Below are 26226 nucleotides of genomic sequence, written 5' to 3' on the forward strand. Positions count from 1 at the left end.
GGGGTTGCTTAGCAAGCGCGCCCAGGCCTGACAAGCCCGCCACGGGGAATGGGTCTCATATATTGAGTATATCGGCGGGCTTTGCGAAGATGTGATCCGGCTTTTCGCTCAGCAGGCTGTCTTCGTGGGCATAGCCCCAGGTCACGGCCCCCACGGCCATGCCCACCTTGCGCGCCGCTTCGATGTCACGCAGTTCATCACCGATGGACAGGGCCTCTTCCGGGCGGGCCTTGAAAGCCTTGAGGACCGCCTTGAACTTGGCCGCCTTGCCGAACAAGGAGGAGCCGCACGAAAAGTGATCAATCTGTCCACTCAGCTCAGCACCCAGCACAGTGCGGACGTTGTCGGCATCGTTTGAGGTCACCACCACCACGGTCACGCCGCGCGCTTTCAGATCGCGGATCACGTCGGCCATACCGTCGAAGAGCACGATTTTCTCGATCTGCTGGTTCTGAAGCTTCTGGGCATAGGTGGCAATGGCCGGCAGTTTGAGCAGCGGCACCTTGAGGCGCTTCAGCAACTCACGCGGCCCCAGCCGGCGCAGTTCGTCCAGATGCGAGCGGTCCGGGTTCTCAAAGCCGAAGCGTTCCGCCAGATGGTCGAACACCTCAAGGAACCACGGAAACGAATCGGCCAGCGTGCCGTCGAAGTCGAAGATCACCAGTCGATAGGGGTATGCGGGCATGAAAGACTTTCGGAATCAAAAACGCGGCACCGGAGGGCGCCGCGTCTTTATATCTTCGGTCGATAAAGGCGGTTAGTCCTTTTTCGGCGTGATCACCTGACGGCCCTTGTAGATGCCGGTCTTCAGGTCGATGTGGTGCGGACGGCGCAGTTCGCCGGTGTCCTTGTCTTCCACAAACGAGTTGGCGCCGAGCGCGTGGTGCGAGCGACGCATGTTGCGCCGCGAGGGGGATACTTTCCGCTTAGGTACGGCCATGTCCGACTCTCTTTTTCAAGTGAGGCTCGATAAGCTTTTACCCAAGCCTTTCAAGCGTAGAATGATGTGCTGACCGGTTGTTCTTCCGGTCGGAAGGCGCGCCTTATGCCTCAAGAGCGCAAAAGGATCAAGGGGTCTGATGCAATAAATCTTGTATCGTCCGCGACCTGACCTAATGACGCTTATAAATGCGGCGCATTTCCGCCGCAATCCATTCAGATGCCGTTCAGTTTGGCGGGCGCTCAATAGGGTCATCCCACGCACATATATCCCCAGGTGGCATTATGAAACCCTCCTTTTTCCAACGGCATCTGCCGCTGGCCCTGATCGGGACCGGCCTTTTCGTTCTGGCCGCCCCTTCGTTTGCCGCAGCGCAAGGCTATGACGGCTATTGTTATCAGCGCAAATCCAACTCCACAGCCACGGGGGCGGTTCTCGGCGCTCTGGCCGGGGCCGCCATCGGCAACGGGTCCTCGCATCGCTATGACCGCGGCGGCAATACGGTCGCCGGGGCTGCCGTCGGCGCGGTAGTTGGCGGCGCGCTCGGCAATGCTTCGGTCGATTGCTACGACAGTCGCTACTATTCCTATGAAGACAGCGGCTACTATGATCCCCCGCCCCCGCCGCCGGGCTATGGCGTCGTCTATTACGAATCGCGGCCGCGCTATGATGGCTATTATGTCTATCGGGAGCGCTATTACGGACCGCGCTATTATCCGGCCCCGCGCAGCTATTATTACCGCGATCGCTATGACCGGTACGACCGCTATGATCGCTATGAGCGTCGCGAACGGGAATATTATCATCATCGCCGTGAGCGATGGTAAAAGCGTTCAGTGGAATGCGTAGGAGGAGACAGGATTGATGCGCCGCGTTTTAACGCGGCTTACCCTTCGGGCGCCTTCGGCGTCCATCGCCCTTTCGGGTCGATGTGGCTCCGCTACGCTACGCCGCGTCTGCGTGTGATCAAGAGGGCTGCGCCTCTTGATCATCACTTGCCGTCGAACCTCTCACGGTTCGAATGCATATCTTTGGCCCAAAAACAAAACAGACGGTCCCATAAGGGACCGTCTGTTTTGTTTTTGATGGTCGGGGAGACAGGATTCGAACCTGCGACCCCCTGCTCCCGAAGCAGGTGCGCTACCAGGCTGCGCCACTCCCCGACAAAGAAGGCATCCCTTTGAATAAGGGATACGCACACGCCCGAAACCGGTCGCCTGCGTCTGGAGGCCGCTCTATACGGAAACGCCGGAACTCACGCAAGCCTTTGCCGTCAAAAAAATGCAGTATGTTGGGGAGAAACCGGAGGAGAGCGGCGGAGAGTGGCGAGAAATCGGAAAGTTAAAATACCAAGTGATGCTGTGAACCGCGACAGAATTGGCTCCGCTACGCTCCGCCGCGTCTGCGTGTGATCAAGAGGGCTTCGCCTCTTGATCATCACTTGCCGTCGAACCTTCTACGGTTCAAATACATATCCTGCGACATTAAAACAAAAAGACGGCCCCAATGGGACCGTCTTTTTGTTTTAAATGGTCGGAGCGACAGGATTCGAACCTGCGACCCCTTGACCCCCAGTCAAGTGCGCTACCAGGCTGCGCCACGCTCCGACACCCCTTCGCAGAGGCCTCCCCTGGTAAGGAGAACGCGGCTTATAGAGAGGAATAAAGCGGCCTGCAATAGGCCACACACGTTTTCCACCGCTCACATGCAGCAGATCAGAGCCCCTTGAGGCTGCGCAGCATGGTTTTCTGCGCGTTTTCGAGACTTTGCGCGATGGCCAGAAGCCGCGTGCGCGTCTCTTCGCTGAGGCCGCGAACGACCGGCAGGGCCGACATTTCCTCAAAATCGAAGGCCGGTTCGGCACTGTCCGCCAGGGCCTTACGCGGCAGGGGCAGCGCGGATACGACCTCCATCGGCGCATCCTCAGGCTCGGCGTAAATATCCGCCGCCGGTATAAAGGCCGTGCTGCCGCCCTGCCCGGCCGACAACAGCGCCTTTTGCCCCTCGTCCTTGTACAGCTTCTGCACGCCGCGAATCGTATAGCCGCGATCGTGCAGCAGCACCTTCACCCCCATCAGCAGGTCGATATCCTGCGGACGGTAGAAGCGACGCCCCCCGGCGCGCTTGGTGGGGCGGATAAAGGTGAACTTGGTTTCCCAGAACCGCAGCACATGCTGGGGCACGCCCACCGCGTCGGCGGTTTCGGAAATGGTACGAAAGGCGAGAGGCCCCTTGGACACGTGTACTGGCCTTTTATTTTACGACTTATTCGCCGACGCCGGCATCGACGCGTGCCTTCATGATCTGCGAGGCACGGAAGGAGATGACCTTGCGCGGATCAATCGCCGCCGGCTTGCCGGTCTTGGGGTTGCGGCCCACGCGCGCATTTTTTTCGCGGACCTGAAACACGCCGAAGCCCGACAGCTTGACCGTCTCGCCCTTTTCAAGCGAATCAATGACCAGATCGAGGGTGCGCTCGACGAGAGCGGCGCATTCCTGACGCGGCAGGCCCAGCTCATTATGCACCGCTTCGAACAGTTCGGCGCGGGTCAGGGTCGTGGCTTTCATATCAAATCCCCTCCGGAATGATCCATCAGAGGGAACCATACGCATTTTCCCGTTCACGTCAAAGGGTTGGACGCGGCTTGTCATCAAATAAATGAGATTTTCATCTCAATATCCGGCAGGCCTTACAGGCGGATCGCCGCCGCCGCCCAGGTCAGACCGCCGCCCAGCGCTTCGATCAGCACCAGATCGCCCTTTTTGACCCGTCCGTCCTGTATCCCGGCATACCAGGCAAGCGGAATAGAAGCCGCCGAGGTATTGGCGTGTTCGGCCACGGTCGAGATAACCTTCTCACGATCCATCCCCAGCCGGTCAGCTACACCGTCGAGGATGCGCTGATTGGCCTGATGCGGGATGAACCAGTCCACGGCCTGATGGTCCAGCCCGGCCTTGTGGATGGCCGATTCGGCGGCTTCGGAGATCTTCTGCACGGCGTGCTTGAACACCTGGTTGCCCTGCATGCGAATCTTGCCGACGTGCTGGCCCGAATCGAAGACCCCGCCATCGACATAAAGCAGGTCCGTCTTGGAGCCGTCGCATTGCAGGTCAAAGCTGAGGATACCCGTATCCTGTGCCGTACCCTGCCCTTCCGCGGGTTCCAGCACCACGGCCCCGGCCCCGTCACCAAACAGGATGCAGGTCGAACGGTCCGTATAGTCAAGGATGCGGCTCATCACCTCAGCCCCGATGACCAGCGCGCACTTCGACAGGCCACGGGCGACAAACCCGTCGGCCACGCTCAGGGCATAGACAAAGCCCGAACAGACCGCCTGCACGTCGAAGGCCGCCCCGCCCGGCACGCCCAGCTTGGCCTGAACTATGGAGGCGGTGGACGGAAAGGTCATGTCCGGCGTGGTGGTGGCGACGATGATGAGGTCGATATCCTTAATCGTGCGCCCGGCGGCTTCAAGCGCGATCTTCGCCGCTTCGACGGCCAGATCGCTGGTCAGTTGGGTATCGGCCGCCTTGTGACGTTTGCGGATACCGGTGCGCGCCACGATCCATTCATCCGTGGTATCCACCATGCGCGTGAAATCCGCGTTGGAGAGGATCGTCTCAGGCAGATAACCGCCGACGCCGGTTACCGCCGTACGTGTTACGCTCATGCTCAGGATACCTTTTCATCCGCCATTTGCGGGGGTTGCGGCGATTCGGGCGATGCGACATGCGCCTTGCGAACGTGGGCCAGTGCCTTGCGGATGTCCGTCGCATAGGTGCTGGCGGCCAGGGAAATGGCGACGCTTACGGCATTGGAATAGGCCCAGGCCTCGGCCCCGCCGTGGCTTTTGACCACAATACCGTTGAGCCCCAGAAGCGGGCCGCCATTGGCCGCACCGGGATCGACCGTCCTGGCCATGGCCCTGAGCGCCGGCGCGGCGAGAAGCGCCCCCAGCTTGGACAGCAACGAGGAGGTCAGCGCGTCCTTGAACAGGTTTTTGACGAACTTGGCGGTGCCTTCGGCGGTTTTCAGCGCGATATTGCCCGTAAAGCCATCGGTGACGACAACGTCCACCGTGCCCTTGCCGATATCGTCGCCTTCGACGAAACCGTAGTAATTGATGCCGTCCACGCCTTCGCGCAGAATGCGATGCGCCTCCCGCACCTCTTCATGGCCTTTGACGTCCTCGGAGCCGACATTGAGGAGGCCGACCGTGGGTTTGTCTTTGCCGCGCACGGCGCGATGGAAGGCCGTGCCCATGACGGCAAATTCGATCAGCTGATTGGCGTCGGAGGTCACATTGGCCCCGACATCGAGCACTGTGCCCATGCCGCCCTTGGCGTTCGGCCATGAACAGGCGATCGGCGGACGCTCCAGATCCTCGGTGATCATCTTGAGGATCATTTTCGACAGCGCCATCAGCGCGCCGGTATTGCCGGCCGAAACGACCGCGTGGGCTGCGCCGCTTTTGACCGAGGAAATGGCCATAAACAGGCTGGTGCTCTTGCGCCGCAGGGCCTGAGCCGGCTTTTCGTCCATCGCCACCGACTGATCGGTGTGGACGATGGTGGCGACGGCCTTCAGTTCCGGGCATTTGGCAAGTTCGGGCGCGATCAGCGCCTCGTCGCCGTGGAGCAGAAAGCGCAACCGGCCCGAACCGTCGCGCTTCAACGCTTCTGCCGTACCCGGCACGGTCACGCGGGGGCCATGATCGCCGCCCATGGCATCGATTGCGATGACAACCGTGCCCTCAGGGGCGACACCTATGCCTCCCACAGGCGTTTCGGACGGCGAAATAGGATCAGGGGAAGACAAGGGACGCTCTAAGACCTCACAGAGATGCCAGGGTCGCCCTTATAGACCCTCTGGCGCACGGCCGGAAGGTGGAAATAAAGCGAGTCCCCGAGGCGGCGGACGATAACGCCCCCGCCGAACTTATCAAGATGCTTTTTCAGTTCGCCCGTTCAGGCGTCATCGCCTTTGAGGCGCGACAGAACGGCAAAGGGCGACGGCTCCTTGGGCTGATCCGGTTCCTCGAACACGGCACCGGGCTTGCGCGCAAAAGGATCATAGGCTTCACCCAGCGCTTCGATGATGTACTGACCGACATCAACCTGACCATTGACGGCCACGTCGGGCACGTCGAGGTCTTCGACGCTCAGCTCCGTCTCTTCGTCGTCGGTCTTGTTTTTGCGGGCCTGCGCCACCACCACGACGTCGATGCGCGCCGCGATCGGGTGACGGAAGGGATCGAGCGTCACGCCGCATTCCTGCGTCACCTCACCGCTCAGATCGACATCAACGATTACCTCGTCGCTGCCTGGCGACTTGCGGCCTCTGGTCGTGATCTTTGCCGTCAGGTCGTGCAGTTCGATCATGCCGAAGTTTTCGGCGATCAGCGTGCGGCGTGCCTCATCGGCCGTCAGGGTCAGATCGAGCCCGCGAAAGGCCTCGTCAAAGCGCACAGTGTGCGTCCACAGCGGGGCATCGGCTTCGGTCATGGCTCAGTTCTCCTTGGTATTTAAACGCGTTACTTCCGGCCAGTTTACCTCACCGGCCAGCAATCTGTCTGCACGCACCTGCGTGCGGACCTCATCCATATAGGCGCTCAGGTCTGCCGCCCACAGAGGGGCCTGCGGGTCCGGGGCCTCATCCGTGGCATAGACGGTGCGCAGCAGATAATCGGCCTGCGCGGCGGTCGCATCCTCTTCTCCCGCCTCGTCCCAGATTTCGTTCCAGCGCACCAGCCGCGTATAGACCTGCTGGCTGAGCTTCTTCATCTTTTTCGGCACGGTCAGGTCGCCCACCCCCTGTTCGCGCAGCGTGTCGTCCAGCGCCAGCAACAGCGAATCGAACAGGGCCTGAGAGGTTTCGCGATAGTGTTCGTCGTCCGATTTCAGGCGGTTGATCAGCAGGACGACATGCAGCACCAGAAGCTCGAAACGCGCGCCGATTTCATCCTTCACGCCATAATCGGTATAGAAAACGACCTGACGCGACTGCGCCACAGCCGCCGCATAGAGGGCTTCGCCGGCTGCGCGCGTCGGGCTGGGCTTTTTCAGACCCAGACTTTCGCCGAGCGAGCTGAGGAATTTGTCGAGCATTTACGTCCCCGTCTCCGTTTGCGTTCTTGCCAAGCCGGAATATTTATGGCCTTCATTCGGCCCCAAGATTGCACTAAACAGTCTGGCACCCAAGGTCAAACCCGAACGGAACCTGATGATCAAGCCGTCCACCCTTCTGGCCCTCGCCGCCGTTGCCGCCGCCGCTTCCACACTCGGCGCCTGCGCCCCCAGCGTGTCGCGTCAGGGCTATCTCGCCATCGAAGCCAATCCCGCCACCGACATCAAGGTGGGTGAGGATACGCAGACCAGCGTGCGCACCAAGTTCGGCTCCCCGTCTCAGGTCGCGACCTTCGACCCCGGCGTGTGGTACTATATCACGCAAACGACCTCGAAAATGACCTATAAGCCCGCGACCCTGACCTCGCGCAGCGTCACCATCGTCGAATTCGACAAGGAGACGCAGGCGGTCAAGACCGTGAAGACCCTGTCGCTGGCCGACAGCCGCCAGATCGCGCTGAACCCCAACAAGACGCCAACACGCGGCCGCGAACTGACGGCGCTGGAGCAGATCCTCGGCAATGTCGGTCGCCAGACCCTCACCAACGAAGAAGACACCAATCCGGGTGGCCAGCGCCGCCGCGAATAGTCTTCTCTTGGTATGAAACTGAAAAACCCCTCCGGAGACTGTTCCGGAGGGGTTTTTGTTTCTCCACAGATAGACGGGATGTGGGGCGGCCACTTTAGGGAAACCACAGATTACACAGATTTCTCAGATTATGCGTTTCAAATGGCCGCGACCGCCTCCAGAGGCTCCACGGCGCGGAGCGCCAATCTGTGAAATCTGTGTAATCTGTGGTTCTCAAAAAGTCGAAAATCCCGCAATCGCGTTACGGATGCGAACCTATCCGCGACCATCTGTGTCGAGAGCGGCGCTCACGCCAACGCCGCCCCCCAGTGATCAGGCTACATGCGCCAGCACAGCCAGCAGCAGCAAAGCGACGATATTGGTGATCTTGATCATCGGATTGACCGCCGGGCCCGCTGTGTCCTTATACGGGTCGCCCACCGTGTCGCCGGTCACCGAGGCCTTGTGCGCCTCAGAGCCCTTGAGGTGACGCACACCGTCCTTATCGACAAAGCCATCCTCAAACGACTTTTTGGCATTGTCCCAGGCGCCGCCGCCTGACGTCATCGAAATGGCGACGAACAGGCCGGTGACGATCACCCCCAGCAGCATGGCCCCCAGCGCTTCAAAGGCCGGGACCGCGCCGCCTATGGCATAGACGATCCCGAACAGGACCAGAGGCGACAGGACCGGCAGCAGGGACGGCACGACCATTTCGCGGATGGCCGCCTTGGTCAGCATGTCCACGGCGCGGCCATAGTTGGGCTTGGACGTCCCGGCCATGATGCCGGAGTCTTCGCGGAACTGACGCCGCACCTCTTCGACCACGGCCTGCGCCGCCTTGCCGACCGCCGTCATGCCCATGCCGCCAAAGAGATAGGGCAAAAGGCCGCCGATCAGCAGGCCCACCACCACCCACGGCGAGGACAGGGAGAAGGTCAGTTCCCCCAGCCCCTCGAAGAAGGAGCCCGGCGCTGCATTGGCGGCGAAATATTTGAGGTCCGACGTGTAGGCGGCAAACAGCACCAGCGCCCCCAGACCCGCCGAACCGATGGCGTAGCCCTTGGTGACGGCCTTGGTGGTATTGCCCACGGCATCCAGCGCGTCGGTGGTGTGGCGCACCGCCTTGTCGAGGCCCGCCATTTCGGCGATCCCCCCCGCATTGTCGGTGACCGGCCCGAAGGCATCGAGCGCCACGATCATCCCGGCGAGGGCCAGCATGGTGGTGGTGGCGATCGCAATGCCATAGAGCCCGGCCAGCAGGTAACAGCCAACGATGCCGCCGACGATAATCAGGGCCGGAATGGCCGTGGCTTCCATCGAAACGGCCAGCCCCTGAATGACATTGGTGCCGTGCCCGGTGACCGAGGCCTGGGCGATCGACACCACGGGCCGCTTGCCGGTGCCGGTATAGTATTCGGTGACGACAATGAAGCCCGCCGTCACCGCCAGCCCGATCAGGCCGCACCAGAACAGGGTCAGGCCGGTAAAGCCCGCCGGCGCGCCCGCATAGGTAATCGGCGTATCGAAGCCGATCACCAGTTCGATCACCGCCGCCAGCGCGCCGATGGACAGGACGCCGGTGACGATCAGGCCCTTATACAGGGCGTTCATGATGTGGTTGTCCTTGCCCAGACGGACAAAGAAGGTGCCGACGATAGAGGTGATAATGCACGCGCCGCAGATGACCAGCGGCAACAGCATCATCGGCCCGACCAGAGCCGTGCCCGCAAAGAAGATCGCCCCCAGCACCATGGTGGCGACCGTCGTCACCGCATAGGTTTCAAACAGGTCCGCCGCCATGCCGGCGCAGTCGCCGACATTGTCGCCCACATTGTCGGCAATGGTGGCCGGATTGCGCGGGTCGTCTTCGGGGATGCCCGCCTCGACCTTGCCCACCATGTCGCCCCCGACGTCCGCGCCCTTGGTGAAGATACCGCCGCCCAGACGCGCGAAAATCGAGATCAGCGACGCACCGAAGCCCAAAGCCACTAGGGCGTCGATTACCGGACGGCTGGTAGCCTCAAGGCCCAGCACATCGGTCAGGATGAAATAATAGCCCGCGACGCCCAAAAGCGCGCCGGACGCCACAAAAAGGCCGGTCACGGCCCCGGCTCCGAAGGCGAGGTTCAGCCCCTGTTGCAGGCTGTGCGAGGCGGCTTCGGCGGTACGCACATTGGCGCGCACCGAAATCAGCATCCCGGCAAAGCCCGCCGCCCCGGACAGGACCGCACCGATCAGGAAGCCAACGGCAGCATAGGTGCCCAGCACCAGAAAAGCGGCGATGAAGATGACCACACCCACAATGGCGATCGTCGTATATTGCCGCTTGAGATAGGCCCCGGCCCCTTCCTGAATCGCCGCCGCGATTTCCTGCATCCGGGCATTGCCCTGTGGTTTTTTAAGCAGACTGAGGGTCTGAACGACCCCGTACACCAATCCTAACACGCCAGCCGCTATGACCAGCCCTATCCATGACGTCATACCAAACCCCTGTCGTTCTTTGTTGTGGCACGCCGGGTGACGTGCGCGCCGGGAAGGCACGTCCATACCCTCCCCGCAAGGTCAGGAGAGTGCCGCAACTTTCAGACAGGTGCAAGTTAGGTAATTACGAAAGTAATCGCCGCAAAATGTCGCAGATTTTATTGCGCCGCAACCGGTAATCGGCTTTCACGAACCCGTGAACACTTAACGGATTAGCCGTCGCGACACACCGTCAGTTCATCGACTTCTTGGGGTTCTGAGCCAGTATTTCCAAGGCGGCGATATTGCCCGCGCCGGCGATCTTGGTGAATTCCGGGATCATCACCTGTTTGAAACGCGCCTCATCCAGCTTGTCGCGTTTGTTCGGCAGCGCGAAACTTTGCTTGTGCGCCGCACGGATAAGCGCATCGCGGAAATAGGGTTCCTTGAGTCGCAGGGCGTTGACGTCGGCCTTGGGCGTCAGGTTTATGCGCAGGGTCACAAACAGATAGTTGATCAGCCGCCCGTTGTCGGTCACCGGCAGGGCGACGGGGGCCAGCTTGACATAGGGCTCACCCCCCTCCTTCTTCTCGCCCCCTTCGGAAGCAAAAGCGGGCGCGGCAAGGGCGCAGAGCAACAGGCTGAGCAAAAGGCGTCGGGTCTGGGTCATGGCCTGAATTTAGGCGAAAACGGTTTAGAAGCCGTTTAGGGGGCCGGTTTCATGAGGAACGCCCTCAGAAACGCTTTTGTGAAGATGGTTTTCTAACAAAGCGCGGCACACATGCGGTGCACCTGATGAGACTTTTTCCTGCCTCAGACGTGGACCCAGCCCTTGTCCTCGATCTCGATGACCTTGCCGCCGCTGATGACCGAGACCTCGCCGGTTCCGGCTTCGCAATGGCCGATCTCATAGAAACCGGCGGCCTTCAAAGCCTCAGCCCCGGCGGCATCGGCCGTGCACAGGATCTGGTAATCGTCGCCGCCGGTGATCAGATCGGTCACATCGGCCCCCTGCGCGATGGCGGCGCGGGCAGCCGCTGAGGTCGGTACGCGGTCGAGGTCGATCACAAGCGCCACCTCAGAGGCTCTGGCCATATGCAGGGCGTCAGCGATCAGACCGTCTGAGACATCCATCGAGGCATGGGCATGGTCGAGCACCACCTCAGCCAGATCGTCGCGCGGCTGCGGCAGGCGATAGGCCTGCACCAGATGCGCCTTGTGCGCCTCAGACAGTTCGTCGAATTCCCCGCGCAGCACGCGCAGGCCCAGATGGGCGTCGCCGATAAAGCCGCCGACCAGCACATGATCCCCAACCCGCGCGCCGGCGCGCGACAGGGCGCGGCCTACGGGCGCATGACCAAAGGCGGTAATGCTGAGCAGCAGCGGACCTTCGGTCGAAACCGTATCCCCGCCGAACAGGTCGAAATCAAATTCATCCTGATCGAGGCGCAGACCCGCCGCAAAGGCCGCCTTGCCCTCATAGGCCATGCCCTTGGGCCAGGCGGTCAGGAGTTGATAGCCATAGGGGTCGGCCCCCTTGGCCACGAGGTCGGAGATATTAACCCGCAACAGCTTGCGCGCCACCTGATCGAGCGGGTCGGTCGAGAGGAAATGCACCCCTTCGACCATGGCGTCGGTGGTGACCACAAGGTCATAGCCTTCGCGCGCGCCCAGAACGGCCACGTCGTCGATCAGGCCGCGCGCCTCGGCAGTCAGTCCGGCCAAGGGCTTGAACAACCGGTCGATGACGCTGAATTCGCTGTTGTCGCCGGTCATGGGAGGCTTACCTTGCGTCCTTGGCGATACCGTCCAGAGCACCGTTGACGAAACGCGCCTCTTCATTGCCGAAGAAGGCCTTGGCGATCTCGACATATTCGTTGATCACCACCTCGACGGCGACATCGGGGCGGAATTTCAGCTCCCACGCCCCGGCGCGCAGAATGGCGCGCAGCGTGGTGTCGATGCGGTCGAGACGCCAGTTGGAGGCCAGACGCTCGGCGATCAGCACATCGATTTCGGCCTGAGCCTTGACGATGGTGCGCAGACCGTCGGCGAAAAAGGCCTCATCGGCCGTGCCCAGACGCTGCTCCTCACCGCCCTCGCCTTCGATGTGGCCATCAAAGCGGAAGTCGGCAAATTCGCGGATGACCGACTCAACGCCCGTCCCGGCAATTTCCATCTGATAGAGGGCCTGCACCAGCACCAGACGCGCCACGGTGCGGGCGCGCTTTTCCTTAAGCGACAGACGCCCGGACTCGGCGGACTCATTGGCGTTCAGTTGCTCGATGACCGACTTCAGGCTCAGCGGATCAACCATGGTTGCCTCCGCGCAGCGCCTTCTTCAGGGCGATCATGTCGAGCGCCACCTTGGCGACCGTGCCGCCCTTGTCGCCTTCCGAGCGGCGGGCGCGGGCCCAGGCCTGATCCTCGTCCTCGACGGTCAGGATGCCGTAGCCGATGCACAGAAGCTGTTTCAGCGTCAGGTCCATCAGACCGCGCGCCGATTCTTCGCACACATAATCGTAGTGGGTCGTCTCACCACGAATGACGCAGCCCAGCGCGACATAGCCGTCATATTTGCGCCCGGCGGGTCCCTGAGAGGCGTCTTCGGCCATGGCGATAGCGCCCGGCACCTCAAATGCCCCCGGCACGGTGATCACATCATATTCCGCGCCATAGGCTTCCAGCGCCGCCTTGGCACCGGCCAGAAGCTCATCGGAAATATCCTCATAAAAACGGCTTTCGACGATGAGGATGCGCAGGGGGGTATCAATGGTCAAGAGTTCAATCCTTGAGGACAGGTTCAGTCCGTACTTACTGGCTTATCGAGAACATAAAAAGCCAAATCTGACGACAGGATGCGTTTAGCTGAGCGGCTTCCAGTCGATGATCTGAAGCCCGTAGCCTTCCAGCGCGGCGGGTTTCGGCTTGGAATCCGACAGGGCGATCATGTCACGCACCCCCAGATCGAGGAGGATTTGCGCGCCGACGCCATAGTCGCGCAGGCCGCGTGGCTGAGGCGTTTCGGTGTCATCGGCGGCAAAGCGGTTGGAAATCACCTTGGGGTCGAGGTCGCGGAGCATGACCATGACCGCCGGGCCGTCATAGGCCGCCAGCGCCGTCATCGCCTGTTCGACCAGACCGGCACGACCGTCCGAGGCCCCCAGCACGTCGGCGGCGACATCGAGCTGGTGCATCCGCACCAGGGTCGCCTTGTTCGGTACCGGCTGATGCTTGACCAATGCGATATGTTCGCCCTGATCGAGGCGGTTACGATAGACAAACAGGCGAAACTGACCGCCCCACTGGCTCTCGAACGGCTTTTCCAGCACGCGATCGACGAAGCGCTCGGTGCGGCGGCGATAGGCGATCAGGTCGGCAATGGTGCCGATCTTCAAGCCGTGTGTCTGGGCGAATTTGATGAGGTCGGGCAGGCGCGCCATCGTCCCGTCGTCGTTCATCACCTCACAGATGACGCCCGCCGGGTAAAGGCCCGCCATGCGCGAAATATCGACCACGGCCTCGGTATGACCGGCGCGCACCAGCACGCCGCCATCACGCGCCACCAGCGGGAAGACGTGGCCGGGGCTGACGATATCGTCATAGCCCTTGGTCTGGTCGATGGCCACGGCGATGGTACGGGCGCGGTCGTGCGCCGAAATGCCGGTGGTGATGCCGTCCTTGGCCTCGATGGCGACCGTGAAGGCCGTGCCGTTGCGCGCGCCGTTTTCAGCGGCCATCGGCGGCAGGCGCAACTGACGCGAACGCTCCCCCGTAATGGCCAGACAAATCAGGCCGCGCCCGAAGCGCGCCATGAAGTTAACCACGTCCGGCGTCGCCATCTGGGCCGGGATGCAGATGTCGCCCTCGTTTTCGCGGTCCTCGGCATCGACGAGGATGTAGGGGCGGCCATTGCGGGCGTCCTCCAGAATATCCTCGATGGTCGAGATGGGGCTTTCGGAGCTGACCGGATTGAGGTCGGTGGCGATACGGTTGAAGGTCATGGATGTCTCTTACGAGTACGCTCCCTCACAGGAGCGCAGGAACAGGGGGCGCGAGTTTAGATCGTTTCGCGCCAGCGCGCGGCATAGCGTGCCATCAGGTCGATCTCAAGGTTTAACTTGTCGCCCACCTTGCGGTCGGACAGAGTGGTATGCGTCCAGGTGTGCGGGATGATGGCCACGCCGAACACATCGTCCTCGACCTCGTTGACGGTCAGCGAAATGCCATCCAGCGCAATCGAGCCCTTATGCGCGATGTAACGATGCAGCGGGCGCGGCACCCGCACCTTCAGGCGGTAGGCGTCACCGTCTTCGGTCAGCGTGATCAGCTCCCCTACCCCATCGACGTGACCCGATACGATATGCCCGCCCAGCTCGTCGCCGACCTTCAGCGCCCGCTCAAGGTTGACGCGGTCGCCCACACGCCAGTGATCGAGCGTGGTAACGGCCAGAGTTTCGTTCGACAGGTCGAGCGTGTAACGGTCACCGCGCTTTTCCACCACGGTCAGACAGCAGCCGGAATGGGCGATAGAGGCCCCGATATCGACGGTTGAAAGGTCATAGGCGGTCTGCACCTCAAATCGGGCCCCGCCCTCGTGGCGGTCAATGGCGGTCAGGGTGCCTATATCGGTGATGATGCCTGTAAACATACTGCGTCCTTACTTGCCGTCTCTGCGTCAAACGGAGACGGCGCTACTCCAGCTCGTAGCTTTCCCATAAATCGTCGCCTACCGCTTGAACGCCCACGCGGGTGAAACGGATCACCCGGTTGATGTCCGCAATGTCGAGAAACCCGATCACGGCGCGACCGTCACCGCCCAATATAGTGGGCGCGCGGAACCATTCCAGTCGGTCCACCGCCCCCAGCTTGACAAAGGCCGTGGCGATTTGCCCGCCACCTTCGACAAACAGGCGGTCGATCCCGGCCTCATTGAGTGCTTCCAGCGCCGCGATCAGGTCCACGCGCTGATGCCGTGAAGCGACTTTTAACGCTCGCACGCCCAGCGAGACCAGTTCCGGATTAAGGTCGTGCGTCGTCACCACATAGGTCGGGATGACGCGCGCCGTCTGCACCAGCTTGGAATGCAATGGGATGCGCCCGCGCGAATCCAGAACGACGCGCGCCGGCTGATAGCCCTCATAGCCCTGCAAACGCACAGTCAGTTCGGGATCATCTTTTAAAACAGTTTCGATACCGACCAGCACAGCATCGTGCGAGGCCCGCAGTTCGTGCACGGCACGGCGGGCAGGCTCACCGGTGATCCAGCGGCTTTCGCCCGTGTGGGTGGCGATGCGCCCGTCGAGGGTGGTGGCCAGTTTGAGCGTGACGAACGGACGGATCATAATGCCCCGGTTTCACGCATCGTCTGTGGCGGACAGGTCCTGTTCGCCCAGACCCTGACGGATAGGCGACGGGTCGGTCGGTTCGGGATTGCCGGCCGGGGCGGGCGTGAGCGGGGCATCCATACCGTCGCTGTCAAAGCCTTCGGCCCCCAGAAACTTCGCGAAATCAGAGGTTTCCTGAAAATCCCGATAGACCGAGGCATAGCGCACATAGGCCACGGAATCGAGCGAGCGCAGGGCCTTCATGATCAGTTCGCCGACCACTTCTGACCCGATTTCGGTTTCGCCCAGGCTTTCGAGCTGACGCACAATGCCCGACACCATGCGGTCGATACGCTCCGGGTCAATTTGACGCTTGCGCGTTGCAAGCGAAATCGAGCGTTCCAGCTTTTCGCGGTCGAACGGCGTGCGGCGGCCCGAGCGCTTGACGATAAGCAGTTCGCGCAACTGCACCCGTTCAAAGGTGGTAAAGCGCCCGCCACATTCGCTGCATGAGCGGCGACGGCGAATGGCTGCCCCATCCTCGGAGGGACGGGAGTCCTTGACCTGGGTTTCCGGGTTTCCGCAGAAGGGGCAGCGCATTCAGGGCTCCAAGCGCAATCCGAAACGTGGACACCGGTTTCGGATGAATTGCGCGACAAAAATAACTACGCGTAGATCGGGAAGCGCTGGGTCAGGGTCTTGACCTGCGCGCGCACCTTCGCCGTCACGGCCTCATCCGGCGCGCCGGAGTTAGAGGCCATGCCATCGACCACATCAGCAATCAGGTTGCCGATCAGGCGGAACTCTTCCTCGCGGAAGCCGCGGGTCGTACCCGCCGGGGTGCCCAGACGCACGCCGGAGGTGATGGTGAAGGGCTGCGGGTCGAACGGGATACCGTTCTTGTTACAGGTGATGAAGGCCTCTTCCAGCGCGTGCTCGGTCGCCTTGCCGGTCTGGCCCTTGGGGCGCAGATCGACCGACATGACGTGGCTGTCGGTGCCGCCGGAAACGACCCCCAGACCGCGCGCCATCAGGGTTTCGGCCAGCACCCGGGCATTGGCCACGACCTGCGCCGCATAGGCCTTGAATTCCGGTTGCAGCGCCTCACCAAAGGCCACGGCCTTGGCCGCTATGACGTGCATCAGCGGGCCGCCCTGAAGGCCGGGGAAGACCGCCGAATTGATCTTCTTGCCCAGCGCTTCATCGTTGGAGAGGATCAGGCCGCCGCGCGGACCGCGCAGGGTCTTGTGCGTGGTGGTGGTGACGACGTGGGCGTGCGGCAGCGGGTCCGGATAGACGCCGCCCGCGACCAGACCGGCATAGTGGGCCATATCGACAAACAAATAGGCCCCGACGCTGTCGGCGATCTGACGGAAGCGGGCAAAGTCGATGTGACGGCTGTAGTTGGAGGCCCCGGCGATGATCAGCTTGGGCTGATGTTCCTTGGCCAGCGCTTCGACCTGATCATAGTCGATCAGGTGGTTGTCCTCGCGCACGCCGTAGGGGACGACCTTGAACCACTTGCCCGACTGGTTGGCAGGCGAACCGTGCGTCAGGTGACCGCCACAGGCCAGATCCATGCCCATATAGGTATCACCCGGTTGCAGCAGCGAGAAGAAGACCGCCTGATTGGCATTGGCCCCCGAATGCGGCTGCACATTGGCAAAGGCGCAGTTGAACAGTTGCTTGGCGCGCTCAATGGCCAGCTTTTCAACTTCGTCGGCATATTCACAACCGCCATAGTAGCGGCGGCCCGGATAGCCTTCGGCGTATTTGTTGGTCAGGACCGAACCCTGCGCCTCCAGCACGGCCTTCGAGACGATGTTTTCCGAAGCGATCAGCTCGATCTGGTCCTGCTGACGGGTCAGCTCGCCCTTGATCGCCGCCAGAACGGCCGGGTCGGCATGGGCCAGGTCGCTGTTGAAATAGCCTTGCGGGATGAAGGAAGCGGGAGCGTTCACGAGCTTTATCCTGTCGTCTGGAGGAAGGTCGGCACTATGTATAGCGCATCGTCCGAAATTGCGCGTCTGTTAAACCTTTGAGACAATGAATCCAAGCGAAAACGTCTGGTCTTGAGGTTTAGCAGATAATGCCGCCGCGCCCGCCGTTCAGCGGTGGCGGCTTAAGCGCTTCGAGGCGGTTTTTCAGCTTCTGCACGGCCAGCCGCTTGACCGCCTCCGGGTCCGTGGCGGGCCCCAGGGTTGAGACCTCTTCGCCCGACACCGGATCGACCGCCGTGACCTTCAGATAGGCGCCGTTGCGCTGAAGTTCGAGGAGAAATTCGGACATGGGTTAGCCCCTTTTCTTCCAAAGGCTAGGGTTGCGGCGTGTATGCAGCACCGCCACTACATACAGAGTACGATCCTCCAGCCTCTAATACAGTTGATAAGGAAAATCAGCCAGCCGGGCGCGTCTAAGCCCGGACTGCACTTCTGCATTTCTGAAGGGAGAGCGACAGATGTTTGCCAGTACGTCGGTTACCTGCTGGTTGAAACGGCGACCAAGCTGCGGATTTTTCGATGCGTACCATCTTGACGCCTCCATGACCTCACGCCGGGCAACGGGTGTGAACTCAAAAAGATATTCGGCCACTACAGGTCGCGCTCAAGCTCGGCCCGGATCACGTCCCAACTTACGGAGCGGGCCTTGTCCTGCTCGAAGGTCTGCATCCGTCGCTCAAGCTCGGCCATATGCCACGCCGGAACAGGGACATCCTTTTCCTCAAGACTATCCCACAACGCCTCGATCAGTTCGAGGCGCTCCTCTACCGTCAGATCAGAGATCGCAATTTTGGACAGAGCGTTCATACAGAAAGGGTACGTCCAATTGCCGCTTTCGGCAAGTCTTAGCCTTAGCCCTCAGCGGCTCGAAATATTGAAGGCATTGCCGTCGGGATCGGCCCCCTGACAGAAGGTGATCTCCGGCGTCACCCACAGCTTGCCCATGGGCACACCCTGCGTGATCAGCGACTCGCGCAGCGCCGCTACATCATCCACGTGAAAAGCGATCTTGGGCGTATGGCCGTTGGGTTCGCCCTTGGCCCCGGCGTGAAGGGCGATGCGACAGGCGCCGGCATCCAGTTCGCGCCAGCCGTCTTCATCCTTCACCACAGGCAGCCCCAGAACATCCCGATAGAAGACGGTCATGCCGTCCATATTATCCGTGAAATAGATGATATGCGACAGGCGAAAGGTCATACCCTTGTCAGGCCACCGCCGGCATACGGGCCACGTTGCAGTGGCTCCACAGCTTGTCCATCGCCTTGACCAGCTCATCCATCATATCGTCGTCATGGTCCGGTGACGGCGTGAAACGCAGGCGCTCGGTGCCCTTTGGCACGGTCGGGTAGTTGATCGGCTGCACATAGATATTGAAATCATTGAGCAGCATGTCCGAAATCATCTTGCAATGTACCGGATTGCCGACCAGCACTGGCACGATATGGCTGACCGACGGCAGGACCGGGATACCCAGTTCACGGAACCGACGCATCAAGGTCTGAGCGCGTTCCTGATGGGCGATGCGGCGCTCATTGTGCGCTTTGAGCCAGCGCACACTGGCCGCCGCACCCGCCATCACCGCCGGGGGCAGCGAGGTGGTGAAGATGAAGCCCGAGGCCCACAGGCGGATAGCGTCGCACATGGCGGCCTTACCGGCAATATAGCCACCCATCATGCCAAAGGCCTTACCGAGCGTGCCTTCGATAATGTCGATCTGATCCATCACGCCGTCGCGTTCGGCCACACCGGCCCCGCGCTCCCCGTAGAGGCCCACGGCGTGCACTTCGTCAATATAGGTCAGGGCATTGTATTTCTTGGCCAGCGCGATGGTGCCGGCGATGTCGGCAATATCGCCATCCATCGAATAGACCGACTCAAAGGCGATGAGCTTCGGAGCATTGACCGGCGCGGCCGCCAGCAGTTCTTCGAGGTGCGCCAGATCGTTGTGACGGAAGACGTGACGCGCCCCGCCGCCATTGCGGATACCCGCAATCATCGAGGCGTGGTTCAGCGCATCCGAAAAGATGATCAGGCCCGGCAAAATCTTGTACAGGGTCGTCAGGGTCGCTTCGTTGGCGACATAGCCCGACGAGAAGACCAGAGCGGCCTCCTTGTGGTGCAGATCGGCCAGTTCGGCCTCAAGTTCGTTATGATACCAGGTCGTACCGGAGATATTGCGCGTCCCGCCGGAGCCCGAACCGGCTTCGTCGATGGCGCGGTGCATGGCCTCAATCACCACCGGGTTTTGCCCCTGCCCCAGATAGTCATTGGAACACCAGACCGTGACGTCGCGCTCGCTCCCGTCCTCGCGCTGCCAGGTGGCGCGCGGGAAGGCGCCACGATGACGCTTCAGATTGGCAAAAACGCGGTAACGGCCCTCCTTGCGGACGGCGTCAATGGCGGCCTCGAATGCGGCGGTGTAATCCATGTACTTATCTCAACCCTGTTTCCGCACGAGAAACGGGGCCCTCGGTGGGTTGTTGTCAGGGTCTCAACGCCCTGTTTGACCATAGCCGGTATAGTGGGTTGTACCGCCTGTGACCAGTGTCAATATGCCATAGGTTCAGACCCGTGGCGCATCAAATCTGCACAAGAGGCTGGCGCATAATGACGCACCTGTTTTTTGCCCGCATACCCGCACAATCGAACTGTGTTTGCATTATAATGAATTTTTTGCAAATATAGGCTTTCTTGAGCTCTGTTAAATACAGCCAGCAAAGGTCCGGTCATGAATGCTTCGCCGTCCAAAGCCGTCGCCGATACTGCCTTTAGCGGCCCCTCCGGCAGCGTCGCCTGTGAGGAAGATGAGCGCAACCTGGCCTATGTCGTCTATGGCCTGCTGTTCATCAGCCCCTTTTCGCTGGGCATCACCGCCCTGATCGGCGCCGCGCTGGCCTATATCCGCAAGACCAACTGCACCTCCTATATTCAGACGCATTTTCGCTATCAGATCAAACACTTCTGGGCGGTTTTTGCGCTCTGGGGCATGGCGACCTTTATCGCGGTCATCTGTACTGTGGTGCTGACCTGGACGCTGGCCAATCTCATCTGGTCGCAATACGACATTTCGGACTGGCGACATATCGACCTCGACCTCAGCGATCTTGATATTTCCAGCATCCCCGTTTCCACGATCCTCGGCGTCTCTTCGGGCTATGTGATCTCGGCCCTGCTGACCTTCATGGCCACTGTGTGGATTCTGGCCGCCTCAGTGAATGGCCTTCTCAAGCTCAATAATCACAAGCCGATTGGCAAACGCTTCAGAACGGCGTAAGCCCCTGCCCCGTTGATCTGGTAATTACGCGTCGCGCCGGGCGATGCGTTTGAACGGGGTGCTTACATGACCTTCTCCCCCCTTGTCGGTGCCTACCCTTTGTCCCGCCCGCGCCGCCTGCGTCAGTCGGGGTGGGTGCGTGATCTGGTGGCCGAACACCGCCTCACCGTGGCGGACCTGATCTGGCCGATCTTTGTGCACGACAAAGACATGGCGCGTGACCCCATCCGCTCGCTCGAAGGCGTTGATCGACTGAGCATTGCCGAAGCGGTCAGGGAAGCTAGGGAAGCCCATGCGCTGGGCATACCGGCTCTGGCCCTGTTTCCCAATATCGACCCGTCGCTGCGCAATGATGTCGCCACGGCCGCTTATGACCCCGACGGCCTGATCGCCCGCACCTGTCGCGCCATCAAATCGGCCGTGCCGGAGATAGGTCTGATCGTCGATGTAGCGCTCGATCCCTTCACCTCGCACGGCCACGACGGCATCCTCAGCGACGGCAAGATTCACAACGAAAAGACCATCGAGATTCTCACCCGGCAGGCGCTGGTGCAGGCCGAGGCCGGGGCCGATGTACTCGCCCCCTCTGACATGATGGACGGACGAATCGGCGAGATTCGCAAGGCGCTGGAGGCACAAGGCCTGACCGACAAGCTGATCCTGTCCTACGCCGCCAAATACGCCTCGGCCTTCTACGGCCCGTTCCGCGACGCGGTCGGCACCTCGGCGCTGAAAGGCGACAAGAAGACCTATCAGATGGACAGCGCCAATACGGATGAGGCCCTTCGCGAAGTCGCCATGGACCTTCAGGAAGGCGCCGACATGGTGATGGTCAAGCCCGGCCTGCCCTATCTCGACATTGTGCAGCGCGTGTCGGAAACGTTCAAAGTGCCGACCTTCGTCTATCAGGTGTCGGGCGAATACGCGATGATCAAGGCGGCGGTCAATGCTGGCTTCATGGACCACGACAAGTGCGTATTCGAAACGCTGCTCGCCTTCAAACGGGCCGGCGCATCGGGGGTGCTGACCTATTTTGCCAAATATGTGGCGGAGAAGTTAGCGCGATGAGCGATAACGATTACGAGTATCCGGTCAAAACCCTCAATGTAGCCTTAGCGTCCACCGACTGCGTCAAACTCATAACCGATCATCGCGATGATTATAGTCAATATGAAGGTTATATCATTGCGTTGACGGAAAAGCTTGCCTTGCTCCAAACCATTGACGATTGGCATACCGATGGGTTTGCCGTTTTTGCTCTTAGTCACCTTGTCGGTTGGCGACAAAGCCCGACTGAAACCGGACGTTCAATCATTCTACGTTCTTTCGGTATTCACAAAGGCGTACAACCCGATGGCATAAATTTAAATAGTCTGCCAGAACTCTGCTGGGCACTAAAAACTTTGGAAAAAACCATCGCTGTCAACATAGGTAATGAGTGTGAAGTCGGAGAGATTGCTCAGGTTTCACGTCGCCTTGTTTTGAATGGCATTGATGCTGTGGCCGCGCCTTTGGAAGGCCCCGTCGAAATCGACTGGGAAGACATAAGTCAAATTAGCTTTGACGATGAATATACAACCGGCTTCAAGGCCTATCTCCAGTCTCTGAAAAGTTGAACATTTACTTCCGCCGTGCCTCAAGACGCGCGTGCAGCGATGAGGTGTCCCAGCGCTGGCCGCCCATCGCCTGCACCTCGGAATAGAACTGATCGACCAGCGCGGCGACGCTTAAGTGTGCGCCGTTTGAGCGCGCCTCATCAAGCGCAATCCCCAGATCCTTGCGCATCCAGTCCACGGCAAAGCCGAAGTCGTATTTGCCCTCAGCCATGGTCGCCCAGCGGTTCGACATCTGCCACGACCCCGCCGCACCCTGCGAAATAGCCTGAAACACCAGCTCCGGATCAATATCGGCGCATTTGGTAAAATGGAGCGCCTCGGCAATGCCCTGCACCGCCCCGGCAATGGCGATCTGGTTGCACATCTTGGCCGTCTGGCCCGCGCCCGCCTCGCCGATCCGTGTCAGAGATTTGGTATAGGGCAGGGTCACCGCGCGCACGCGGGCCAGTTGCGACTCTTCGCACCCGACCATGACCGACAAGGCCCCATTGACAGCCCCCGCCTGTCCGCCGGACACTGGCGCATCGGAAAAATGCAAACCTTTCCCGGCACATAGGACCGAAAGCTCACGCGCCAGTCGGGCCGAAGTTGTCGTGTGGTCGATGATCAGACTGCCCGCCGCCATGCGCTCCGCCGCCCGCGTCACCAGATCGCGCACATCGTCATCGCGCCCGACACAGAGGACCAGCACCTCGGCATTTTCCACGGCCTCTTCAAAGTCGGTGGCAAAGGCCGCACGGTGCGCCTCGCCCCACGCCATCGCCTTATCCACCGAGCGGTTGAAGCCCACGACCTCGAAACCGGCCTTCAACAGATGACCAGCCATGGGGGCGCCCATGACGCCCAGACCTGCAAATACGATACGCATGAAATGCCTCAAACGGGTAAAGGGTGAGTCTGGCCATAGCGGCCACGGAAATAGGTCAGGCCGTGGTCGCCAAAATGGGTTTCCGACTGATCGAAGGCTTCGACCTCACCCACGATCACCAGATGATCGCCCAGCACCTGAGTCTGGTACTGACGGCATTTCAGCCACGCCAGCGCCGCTTTCAAACGCAGCGGTTCGTCGGCAAACGACAGGTCGTCGGCTTCGCGGCAATAGGGGTTTTCACGGAAGAAGCGGTCGGACAGATCGCGTTGCGCCGCGCTGAGGATATTGATCCCAAAGCTCTGCGCCTCGGCAAACAGGGCATAGCGCTCCGATTTGAGGTCCAGCGACCACAGAATCAGCTTCGGCTCCAGCGACACCGAGGCGAACGAGTTGATGGTCAGCCCCATGACGCACGGGTGGCCTTCGCGGTCCACCACGGGAATGGTGACGACTGCCACGCCGGTGGCAAAGGTGCCCAGGGCGTGACGATAGGCCAGACGATCAGGGTCGCTCAACGGAACCTCATGGCAACAGGAATACCCCCTCCTTTGACCCCAAAAGCCTGCGAGGGTCAATCGCTGAAACCGCTTCAAAACGGGCGGCTTCAACCGCCTGTTAAGATTAATGACCGATAGATTGATGAACTACCGGAGTTCGTATGGCCAGTCGCGACGCCCCCGTTGTCATCAAGAAAGTCAAGAAGGTCGTCGGCGGCGGACACCACGGCGGCGCGTGGAAGGTCGCCTATGCCGACTTCGTGACCGCCATGATGGCCTTCTTCCTGCTGATGTGGCTGATCAACACCACCTCCCCCGAACAGAAGAAGGGCGTTGCCGATTATTTCGCCCCGGCCAGCGTGTCTCAGACCACCTCCGGCTCCGGCGGGATTCTGGCGGGCACCGCGATTGGGCGCGACGGCGTCAAACAGGAAGGCGCAATGGCCTTTATCGAGCAGATGGCCCCCGAAGCCCCGGACGTACAGGACCGCGATGGTTCCTCAAAAAAAGCCGCCGACCTGTCGCAGAACACCGAAGAGGAACTGCGCGAAGAATTGCAAAAGCGCGAAGAGGCCTCGTTCCGCTCGGCTGCCGAATCGCTGCGTCAGGCGCTTCAGGACATGCCCGAACTGGCCGAACTGTCGAAAAACATCCTCGTCGATCAGACGCCGGAAGGGTTGCGCATCCAGTTGATTGATCAGGAGGGGCGCGCCATGTTCAACGCCAACTCCACCCAGCCCAATGACCGGGCCCGCCTGCTGCTGCGCGCCGTGGCCAAGGTCGTCAATCAGTTGCCAAACCGTATCTCCATCACCGGCCACACGACCGGCACCCCCGGCGCGGGGCAATCCGACAAGGACTGGAAACTGTCGGCAGATCGCGCCGATGCCTCGCGTCAGGTGCTGCAAGGGGCCGGCGTCGATCAGGACCGCATCGCGCAGGTTTCGGGCAAGGCGGCAAAGGAACCTCTCTATCCAGACGACCCCACCCTGGCCGGAAATCGCCGCATCGCCATTATTCTGCTGCGCGAAGCCCCTGTTCTCCCAGAAAACCCTTCTCTTTGAGATAAAAATGGGGTCTGATAAGCCGGTAATCAGATCAGGCACCCTCCCATGAGCGAGCATTTTCCGGGACGAAAGCTCAGATACTATCTGACCATTCCTGGCCCCTGCCCGTATCTGGAGGGTCAGGAGGAGCGGAAGGTGTTTGTGCACCTGCCCCCCCTCGAAGCCATCAATGTCAATGATCAGTTGTCGGCCATCGGCTTCCGTCGCTCTCAGAACATCGCCTACCGCCCGGCCTGCCCCGCCTGCCGCGCCTGTCAGTCGGTGCGCATCCCCGTACATGACTATCAGCACAACCGCACGGACAAGCGCATCCTGAAGCGCAATGCCGGTCTGACGCGGCATTTCCGCGAGGCCGAGGCGACGCGCGAGCAGTACGACCTGCTACAGAAATATCTCAAGGTGCGCCACCCCGACGGCGGCATGATGGACATGACCTGGCCCGATCTGGTGGCCATGGTCGAAGACACGCTGGTGCGTACCCACATCATCGAATACCGGCTGGACGGGCAACTGATCGGCTGCGTGCTGGTCGATGCGCTCAACGACGGCCTGTCGCTGGTCTATAGCTTCTACGATCCGGACCTGATGAACCGCTCGCTGGGCCGCTTTGTCATTCTGGACCACATAGATCAGGCGCAGCGCGCGGGCTATGCCTATGTCTATCTCGGCTACTGGGTGAAGGGCTCGCCCAAGATGGACTATAAGGCGCGCTACAAGCCGCTGGAGGCCCTGACCGATTTCGGCTGGACCGAGATTGATCCCGATCTGACGGACGCAGGGTCAGCCGAGGACTGAGTTGAGGCCGCGCCCGGCAGCAAAGGCGCCATAGACAATGCCGCCGACATACAGCGTGGCCGCCAGCGCAAACACCTGCCCCAACAGCACAAACAGGCCATCGCGCTGGATCATGCCGACCGCCGTCAGCAAAATCGCCACCGCCGGTAGGGTGTTGGAAAAGGGAATGATCCCCAGCGGCAGCATCATGATCACAGCGGCATAGATCAGGACCAGCGCATTGACGCGGTTCGACACCGCCCCGCTGGTCAGCCTCAAAAGGCGGGGTTTGACAAAGCGGTCGATCTTCGACACCACGCCAACCCCGCGTTGCAGTACCGGCACCAGCTTCGCCGTCTCGATCTCACGGTCCAGTATCTTTTCCGGCAGCCACGGCAGGCGGTTGAAAAGGATGGCCACCGCAATCAGGATGATGGCGGCGCTGAACGGGATGGAAATGCCCGGCACCGACACAGGGATCAGAAACGGCAGGCACAGCAGCACACACAGCAGCAGCAGCCCCTGCTCGCCCATCATGTCGATCAATTCCCGCAGCGTCGTATGCTGCCCCTCAATGCGGCCCACCGTGTGGGTCAGCATGGCACTGAGGGTTTCCGAGGTGTCGTGAAAGCCGAAAATCTTGCGCATACCGCATTGCAGCGAAAGCGGCATAAAGACGCAAGTGGAAAATCGTTTGCGTGGC

31 protein-coding genes, 2 tRNA genes and 1 pseudogene are annotated in these 26226 nt (G+C 60.9%); 7 read left to right on the forward strand and 27 right to left on the reverse strand.

Annotated elements, in window-relative coordinates:
* Positions 1–55: 55 nt before the first annotated feature.
* Both AACH73_RS14965 and rpmF read right to left on the reverse strand, forming a co-directional pair.
* Complete coding sequence (locus tag AACH73_RS14965; protein ID WP_338735765.1) at positions 56–685, reverse strand: HAD-IA family hydrolase; 630 nt, start codon at positions 683–685, stop codon at positions 56–58.
* A gap of 72 nt (positions 686–757) precedes the next feature.
* On the reverse strand, positions 758–940 hold the full coding sequence (gene rpmF / locus AACH73_RS14970) for a 50S ribosomal protein L32 (RefSeq protein WP_013480386.1): 183 nt from the start codon (positions 938–940) through the stop codon (positions 758–760).
* Between the two features lie 284 nt (positions 941–1224).
* Here rpmF and AACH73_RS14975 point away from each other — a divergent pair, with 284 nt between their 5' ends.
* Positions 1225–1767: a YMGG-like glycine zipper-containing protein gene (locus AACH73_RS14975; protein ID WP_272742022.1), complete on the forward strand. Its 543-nt coding sequence runs from the start codon at positions 1225–1227 to the stop codon at positions 1765–1767.
* A gap of 259 nt (positions 1768–2026) precedes the next feature.
* Here AACH73_RS14975 and AACH73_RS14980 read toward each other — a convergent pair.
* From AACH73_RS14980 to AACH73_RS15015, 8 genes are all read right to left on the reverse strand, one after another.
* A tRNA-Pro gene (locus AACH73_RS14980) sits at positions 2027–2103 on the reverse strand.
* 367 nt (positions 2104–2470) lie between these two features.
* Positions 2471–2547 (reverse strand) — tRNA-Pro (locus AACH73_RS14985).
* Positions 2548–2655: 108 nt separating this feature from the next.
* On the reverse strand, positions 2656–3180 hold the full coding sequence (locus tag AACH73_RS14990) for a MerR family transcriptional regulator (protein WP_338735766.1): 525 nt from the start codon (positions 3178–3180) through the stop codon (positions 2656–2658).
* 25 nt (positions 3181–3205) lie between these two features.
* Positions 3206–3508, reverse strand: a complete 303-nt coding sequence (locus AACH73_RS14995) for an integration host factor subunit alpha (protein ID WP_126423809.1) — start codon at positions 3506–3508, stop codon at positions 3206–3208.
* A gap of 122 nt (positions 3509–3630) precedes the next feature.
* Positions 3631–4611, reverse strand: coding sequence for a beta-ketoacyl-ACP synthase III (locus AACH73_RS15000; protein ID WP_338735767.1), 981 nt, complete (start codon positions 4609–4611; stop codon positions 3631–3633).
* A 2-nt stretch (positions 4612–4613) separates the two neighbouring features.
* Entirely contained in the window at positions 4614–5711 is a 1098-nt protein-coding gene (plsX, locus tag AACH73_RS15005; protein ID WP_338736358.1) for a phosphate acyltransferase PlsX, read from the reverse strand.
* Between the two features lie 197 nt (positions 5712–5908).
* Positions 5909–6445, reverse strand: a complete 537-nt coding sequence (locus AACH73_RS15010; RefSeq protein WP_338735768.1) for a YceD family protein — start codon at positions 6443–6445, stop codon at positions 5909–5911.
* Between the two features lie 3 nt (positions 6446–6448).
* Complete coding sequence (locus AACH73_RS15015) at positions 6449–7048, reverse strand: ubiquinol-cytochrome C chaperone family protein (RefSeq protein ID WP_338735769.1); 600 nt, start codon at positions 7046–7048, stop codon at positions 6449–6451.
* A 115-nt stretch (positions 7049–7163) separates the two neighbouring features.
* On the opposite strand from AACH73_RS15015, the gene bamE reads away from it, so the two are divergent.
* Entirely contained in the window at positions 7164–7655 is a 492-nt protein-coding gene (bamE, locus tag AACH73_RS15020; protein ID WP_272742018.1) for an outer membrane protein assembly factor BamE, read from the forward strand.
* Positions 7656–7967: 312 nt separating this feature from the next.
* On the opposite strand, the gene AACH73_RS15025 is transcribed toward bamE, so the two are convergent.
* The 14 genes and pseudogenes from AACH73_RS15025 to hemA all read right to left on the reverse strand — a co-directional run bounded on the left by AACH73_RS15025 (position 7968) and on the right by hemA (position 19852).
* Entirely contained in the window at positions 7968–10118 is a 2151-nt protein-coding gene (locus AACH73_RS15025) for a sodium-translocating pyrophosphatase (protein ID WP_338735770.1), read from the reverse strand.
* A 232-nt stretch (positions 10119–10350) separates the two neighbouring features.
* Positions 10351–10767, reverse strand: a complete 417-nt coding sequence (locus tag AACH73_RS15030) for a hypothetical protein (protein ID WP_272742016.1) — start codon at positions 10765–10767, stop codon at positions 10351–10353.
* A 143-nt stretch (positions 10768–10910) separates the two neighbouring features.
* Positions 10911–11873, reverse strand: coding sequence for a thiamine-phosphate kinase (thiL, locus tag AACH73_RS15035; RefSeq protein WP_338735771.1), 963 nt, complete (start codon positions 11871–11873; stop codon positions 10911–10913).
* 7 nt (positions 11874–11880) lie between these two features.
* Positions 11881–12414, reverse strand: a complete 534-nt coding sequence (gene nusB, locus AACH73_RS15040; protein ID WP_338735772.1) for a transcription antitermination factor NusB — start codon at positions 12412–12414, stop codon at positions 11881–11883.
* Complete coding sequence (locus AACH73_RS15045; RefSeq protein ID WP_013480399.1) at positions 12407–12877, reverse strand: 6,7-dimethyl-8-ribityllumazine synthase; 471 nt, start codon at positions 12875–12877, stop codon at positions 12407–12409. Before AACH73_RS15045 ends, nusB begins: the two co-directional genes overlap by 8 nt.
* Before the next feature lie 84 nt (positions 12878–12961).
* On the reverse strand, positions 12962–14101 hold the full coding sequence (ribB, locus tag AACH73_RS15050) for a 3,4-dihydroxy-2-butanone-4-phosphate synthase (RefSeq protein WP_272742014.1): 1140 nt from the start codon (positions 14099–14101) through the stop codon (positions 12962–12964).
* A 56-nt stretch (positions 14102–14157) separates the two neighbouring features.
* A complete protein-coding gene (locus AACH73_RS15055; RefSeq protein WP_272742013.1) occupies positions 14158–14748 on the reverse strand; it encodes a riboflavin synthase in 591 nt (196 codons plus the stop codon).
* A gap of 43 nt (positions 14749–14791) precedes the next feature.
* Entirely contained in the window at positions 14792–15442 is a 651-nt protein-coding gene (locus AACH73_RS15060) for a RibD family protein (protein ID WP_272742012.1), read from the reverse strand.
* A 108-nt stretch (positions 15443–15550) separates the two neighbouring features.
* Positions 15551–16024, reverse strand: a pseudogene (gene nrdR, locus AACH73_RS15065) (transcriptional regulator NrdR); the annotation flags it as partial.
* A gap of 65 nt (positions 16025–16089) precedes the next feature.
* Positions 16090–17385 carry a serine hydroxymethyltransferase gene (glyA, locus tag AACH73_RS15070; protein ID WP_272742011.1) on the reverse strand — a complete coding sequence of 432 codons (1296 nt, stop codon included), beginning with the start codon at positions 17383–17385 and terminating at the stop codon, positions 16090–16092.
* A gap of 118 nt (positions 17386–17503) precedes the next feature.
* Entirely contained in the window at positions 17504–17713 is a 210-nt protein-coding gene (locus AACH73_RS15075) for a hypothetical protein (RefSeq protein ID WP_272742010.1), read from the reverse strand.
* 302 nt (positions 17714–18015) lie between these two features.
* On the reverse strand, positions 18016–18231 hold the full coding sequence (locus AACH73_RS15080) for an addiction module protein (RefSeq protein ID WP_013480407.1): 216 nt from the start codon (positions 18229–18231) through the stop codon (positions 18016–18018).
* 51 nt (positions 18232–18282) lie between these two features.
* A complete protein-coding gene (locus AACH73_RS15085; RefSeq protein ID WP_338735773.1) occupies positions 18283–18621 on the reverse strand; it encodes a VOC family protein in 339 nt (112 codons plus the stop codon).
* Positions 18622–18628: 7 nt separating this feature from the next.
* On the reverse strand, positions 18629–19852 hold the full coding sequence (hemA, locus tag AACH73_RS15090) for a 5-aminolevulinate synthase (protein WP_338735774.1): 1224 nt from the start codon (positions 19850–19852) through the stop codon (positions 18629–18631).
* Positions 19853–20152: 300 nt separating this feature from the next.
* Here hemA and AACH73_RS15095 point away from each other — a divergent pair, with 300 nt between their 5' ends.
* The 3 genes from AACH73_RS15095 (at position 20153) to AACH73_RS15105 (ending at position 22314) form a co-directional block, all read left to right on the forward strand.
* Positions 20153–20698 (forward strand): hypothetical protein, encoded by a 546-nt coding sequence (locus tag AACH73_RS15095; RefSeq protein WP_338735775.1) that lies wholly within the window; start codon positions 20153–20155, stop codon positions 20696–20698.
* A gap of 66 nt (positions 20699–20764) precedes the next feature.
* Positions 20765–21766: a porphobilinogen synthase gene (gene hemB, locus AACH73_RS15100; RefSeq protein ID WP_338735776.1), complete on the forward strand. Its 1002-nt coding sequence runs from the start codon at positions 20765–20767 to the stop codon at positions 21764–21766.
* On the forward strand, positions 21763–22314 hold the full coding sequence (locus tag AACH73_RS15105) for a hypothetical protein (RefSeq protein WP_338735777.1): 552 nt from the start codon (positions 21763–21765) through the stop codon (positions 22312–22314). Before hemB ends, AACH73_RS15105 begins: the two co-directional genes overlap by 4 nt.
* Before the next feature lie 4 nt (positions 22315–22318).
* Here AACH73_RS15105 and AACH73_RS15110 read toward each other — a convergent pair whose 3' ends face one another.
* Both AACH73_RS15110 and AACH73_RS15115 read right to left on the reverse strand, forming a co-directional pair.
* Positions 22319–23182, reverse strand: a complete 864-nt coding sequence (locus AACH73_RS15110) for an NAD(P)-dependent oxidoreductase (RefSeq protein WP_338735778.1) — start codon at positions 23180–23182, stop codon at positions 22319–22321.
* 8 nt (positions 23183–23190) lie between these two features.
* Positions 23191–23700: a flavin reductase family protein gene (locus tag AACH73_RS15115; RefSeq protein WP_338735779.1), complete on the reverse strand. Its 510-nt coding sequence runs from the start codon at positions 23698–23700 to the stop codon at positions 23191–23193.
* Positions 23701–23843: 143 nt separating this feature from the next.
* On the opposite strand from AACH73_RS15115, the gene AACH73_RS15120 reads away from it, so the two are divergent.
* Positions 23844–24746 (forward strand): flagellar motor protein MotB, encoded by a 903-nt coding sequence (locus AACH73_RS15120; RefSeq protein ID WP_272742002.1) that lies wholly within the window; start codon positions 23844–23846, stop codon positions 24744–24746.
* A gap of 48 nt (positions 24747–24794) precedes the next feature.
* A complete protein-coding gene (locus AACH73_RS15125; RefSeq protein ID WP_272742001.1) occupies positions 24795–25544 on the forward strand; it encodes an arginyltransferase in 750 nt (249 codons plus the stop codon).
* Here the strand turns inward: AACH73_RS15125 and AACH73_RS15130 are convergent.
* Positions 25530–26171, reverse strand: a complete 642-nt coding sequence (locus AACH73_RS15130; RefSeq protein ID WP_338735781.1) for an exopolysaccharide biosynthesis protein — start codon at positions 26169–26171, stop codon at positions 25530–25532. The genes AACH73_RS15125 and AACH73_RS15130 overlap by 15 nt on opposite strands.
* Positions 26172–26226 lie beyond the last annotated feature (55 nt).

The organism is Asticcacaulis sp. DW145, assembly GCF_037101385.1.
GTDB classification, from domain to species: Bacteria; Pseudomonadota; Alphaproteobacteria; order Caulobacterales; family Caulobacteraceae; genus Asticcacaulis; species Asticcacaulis currens.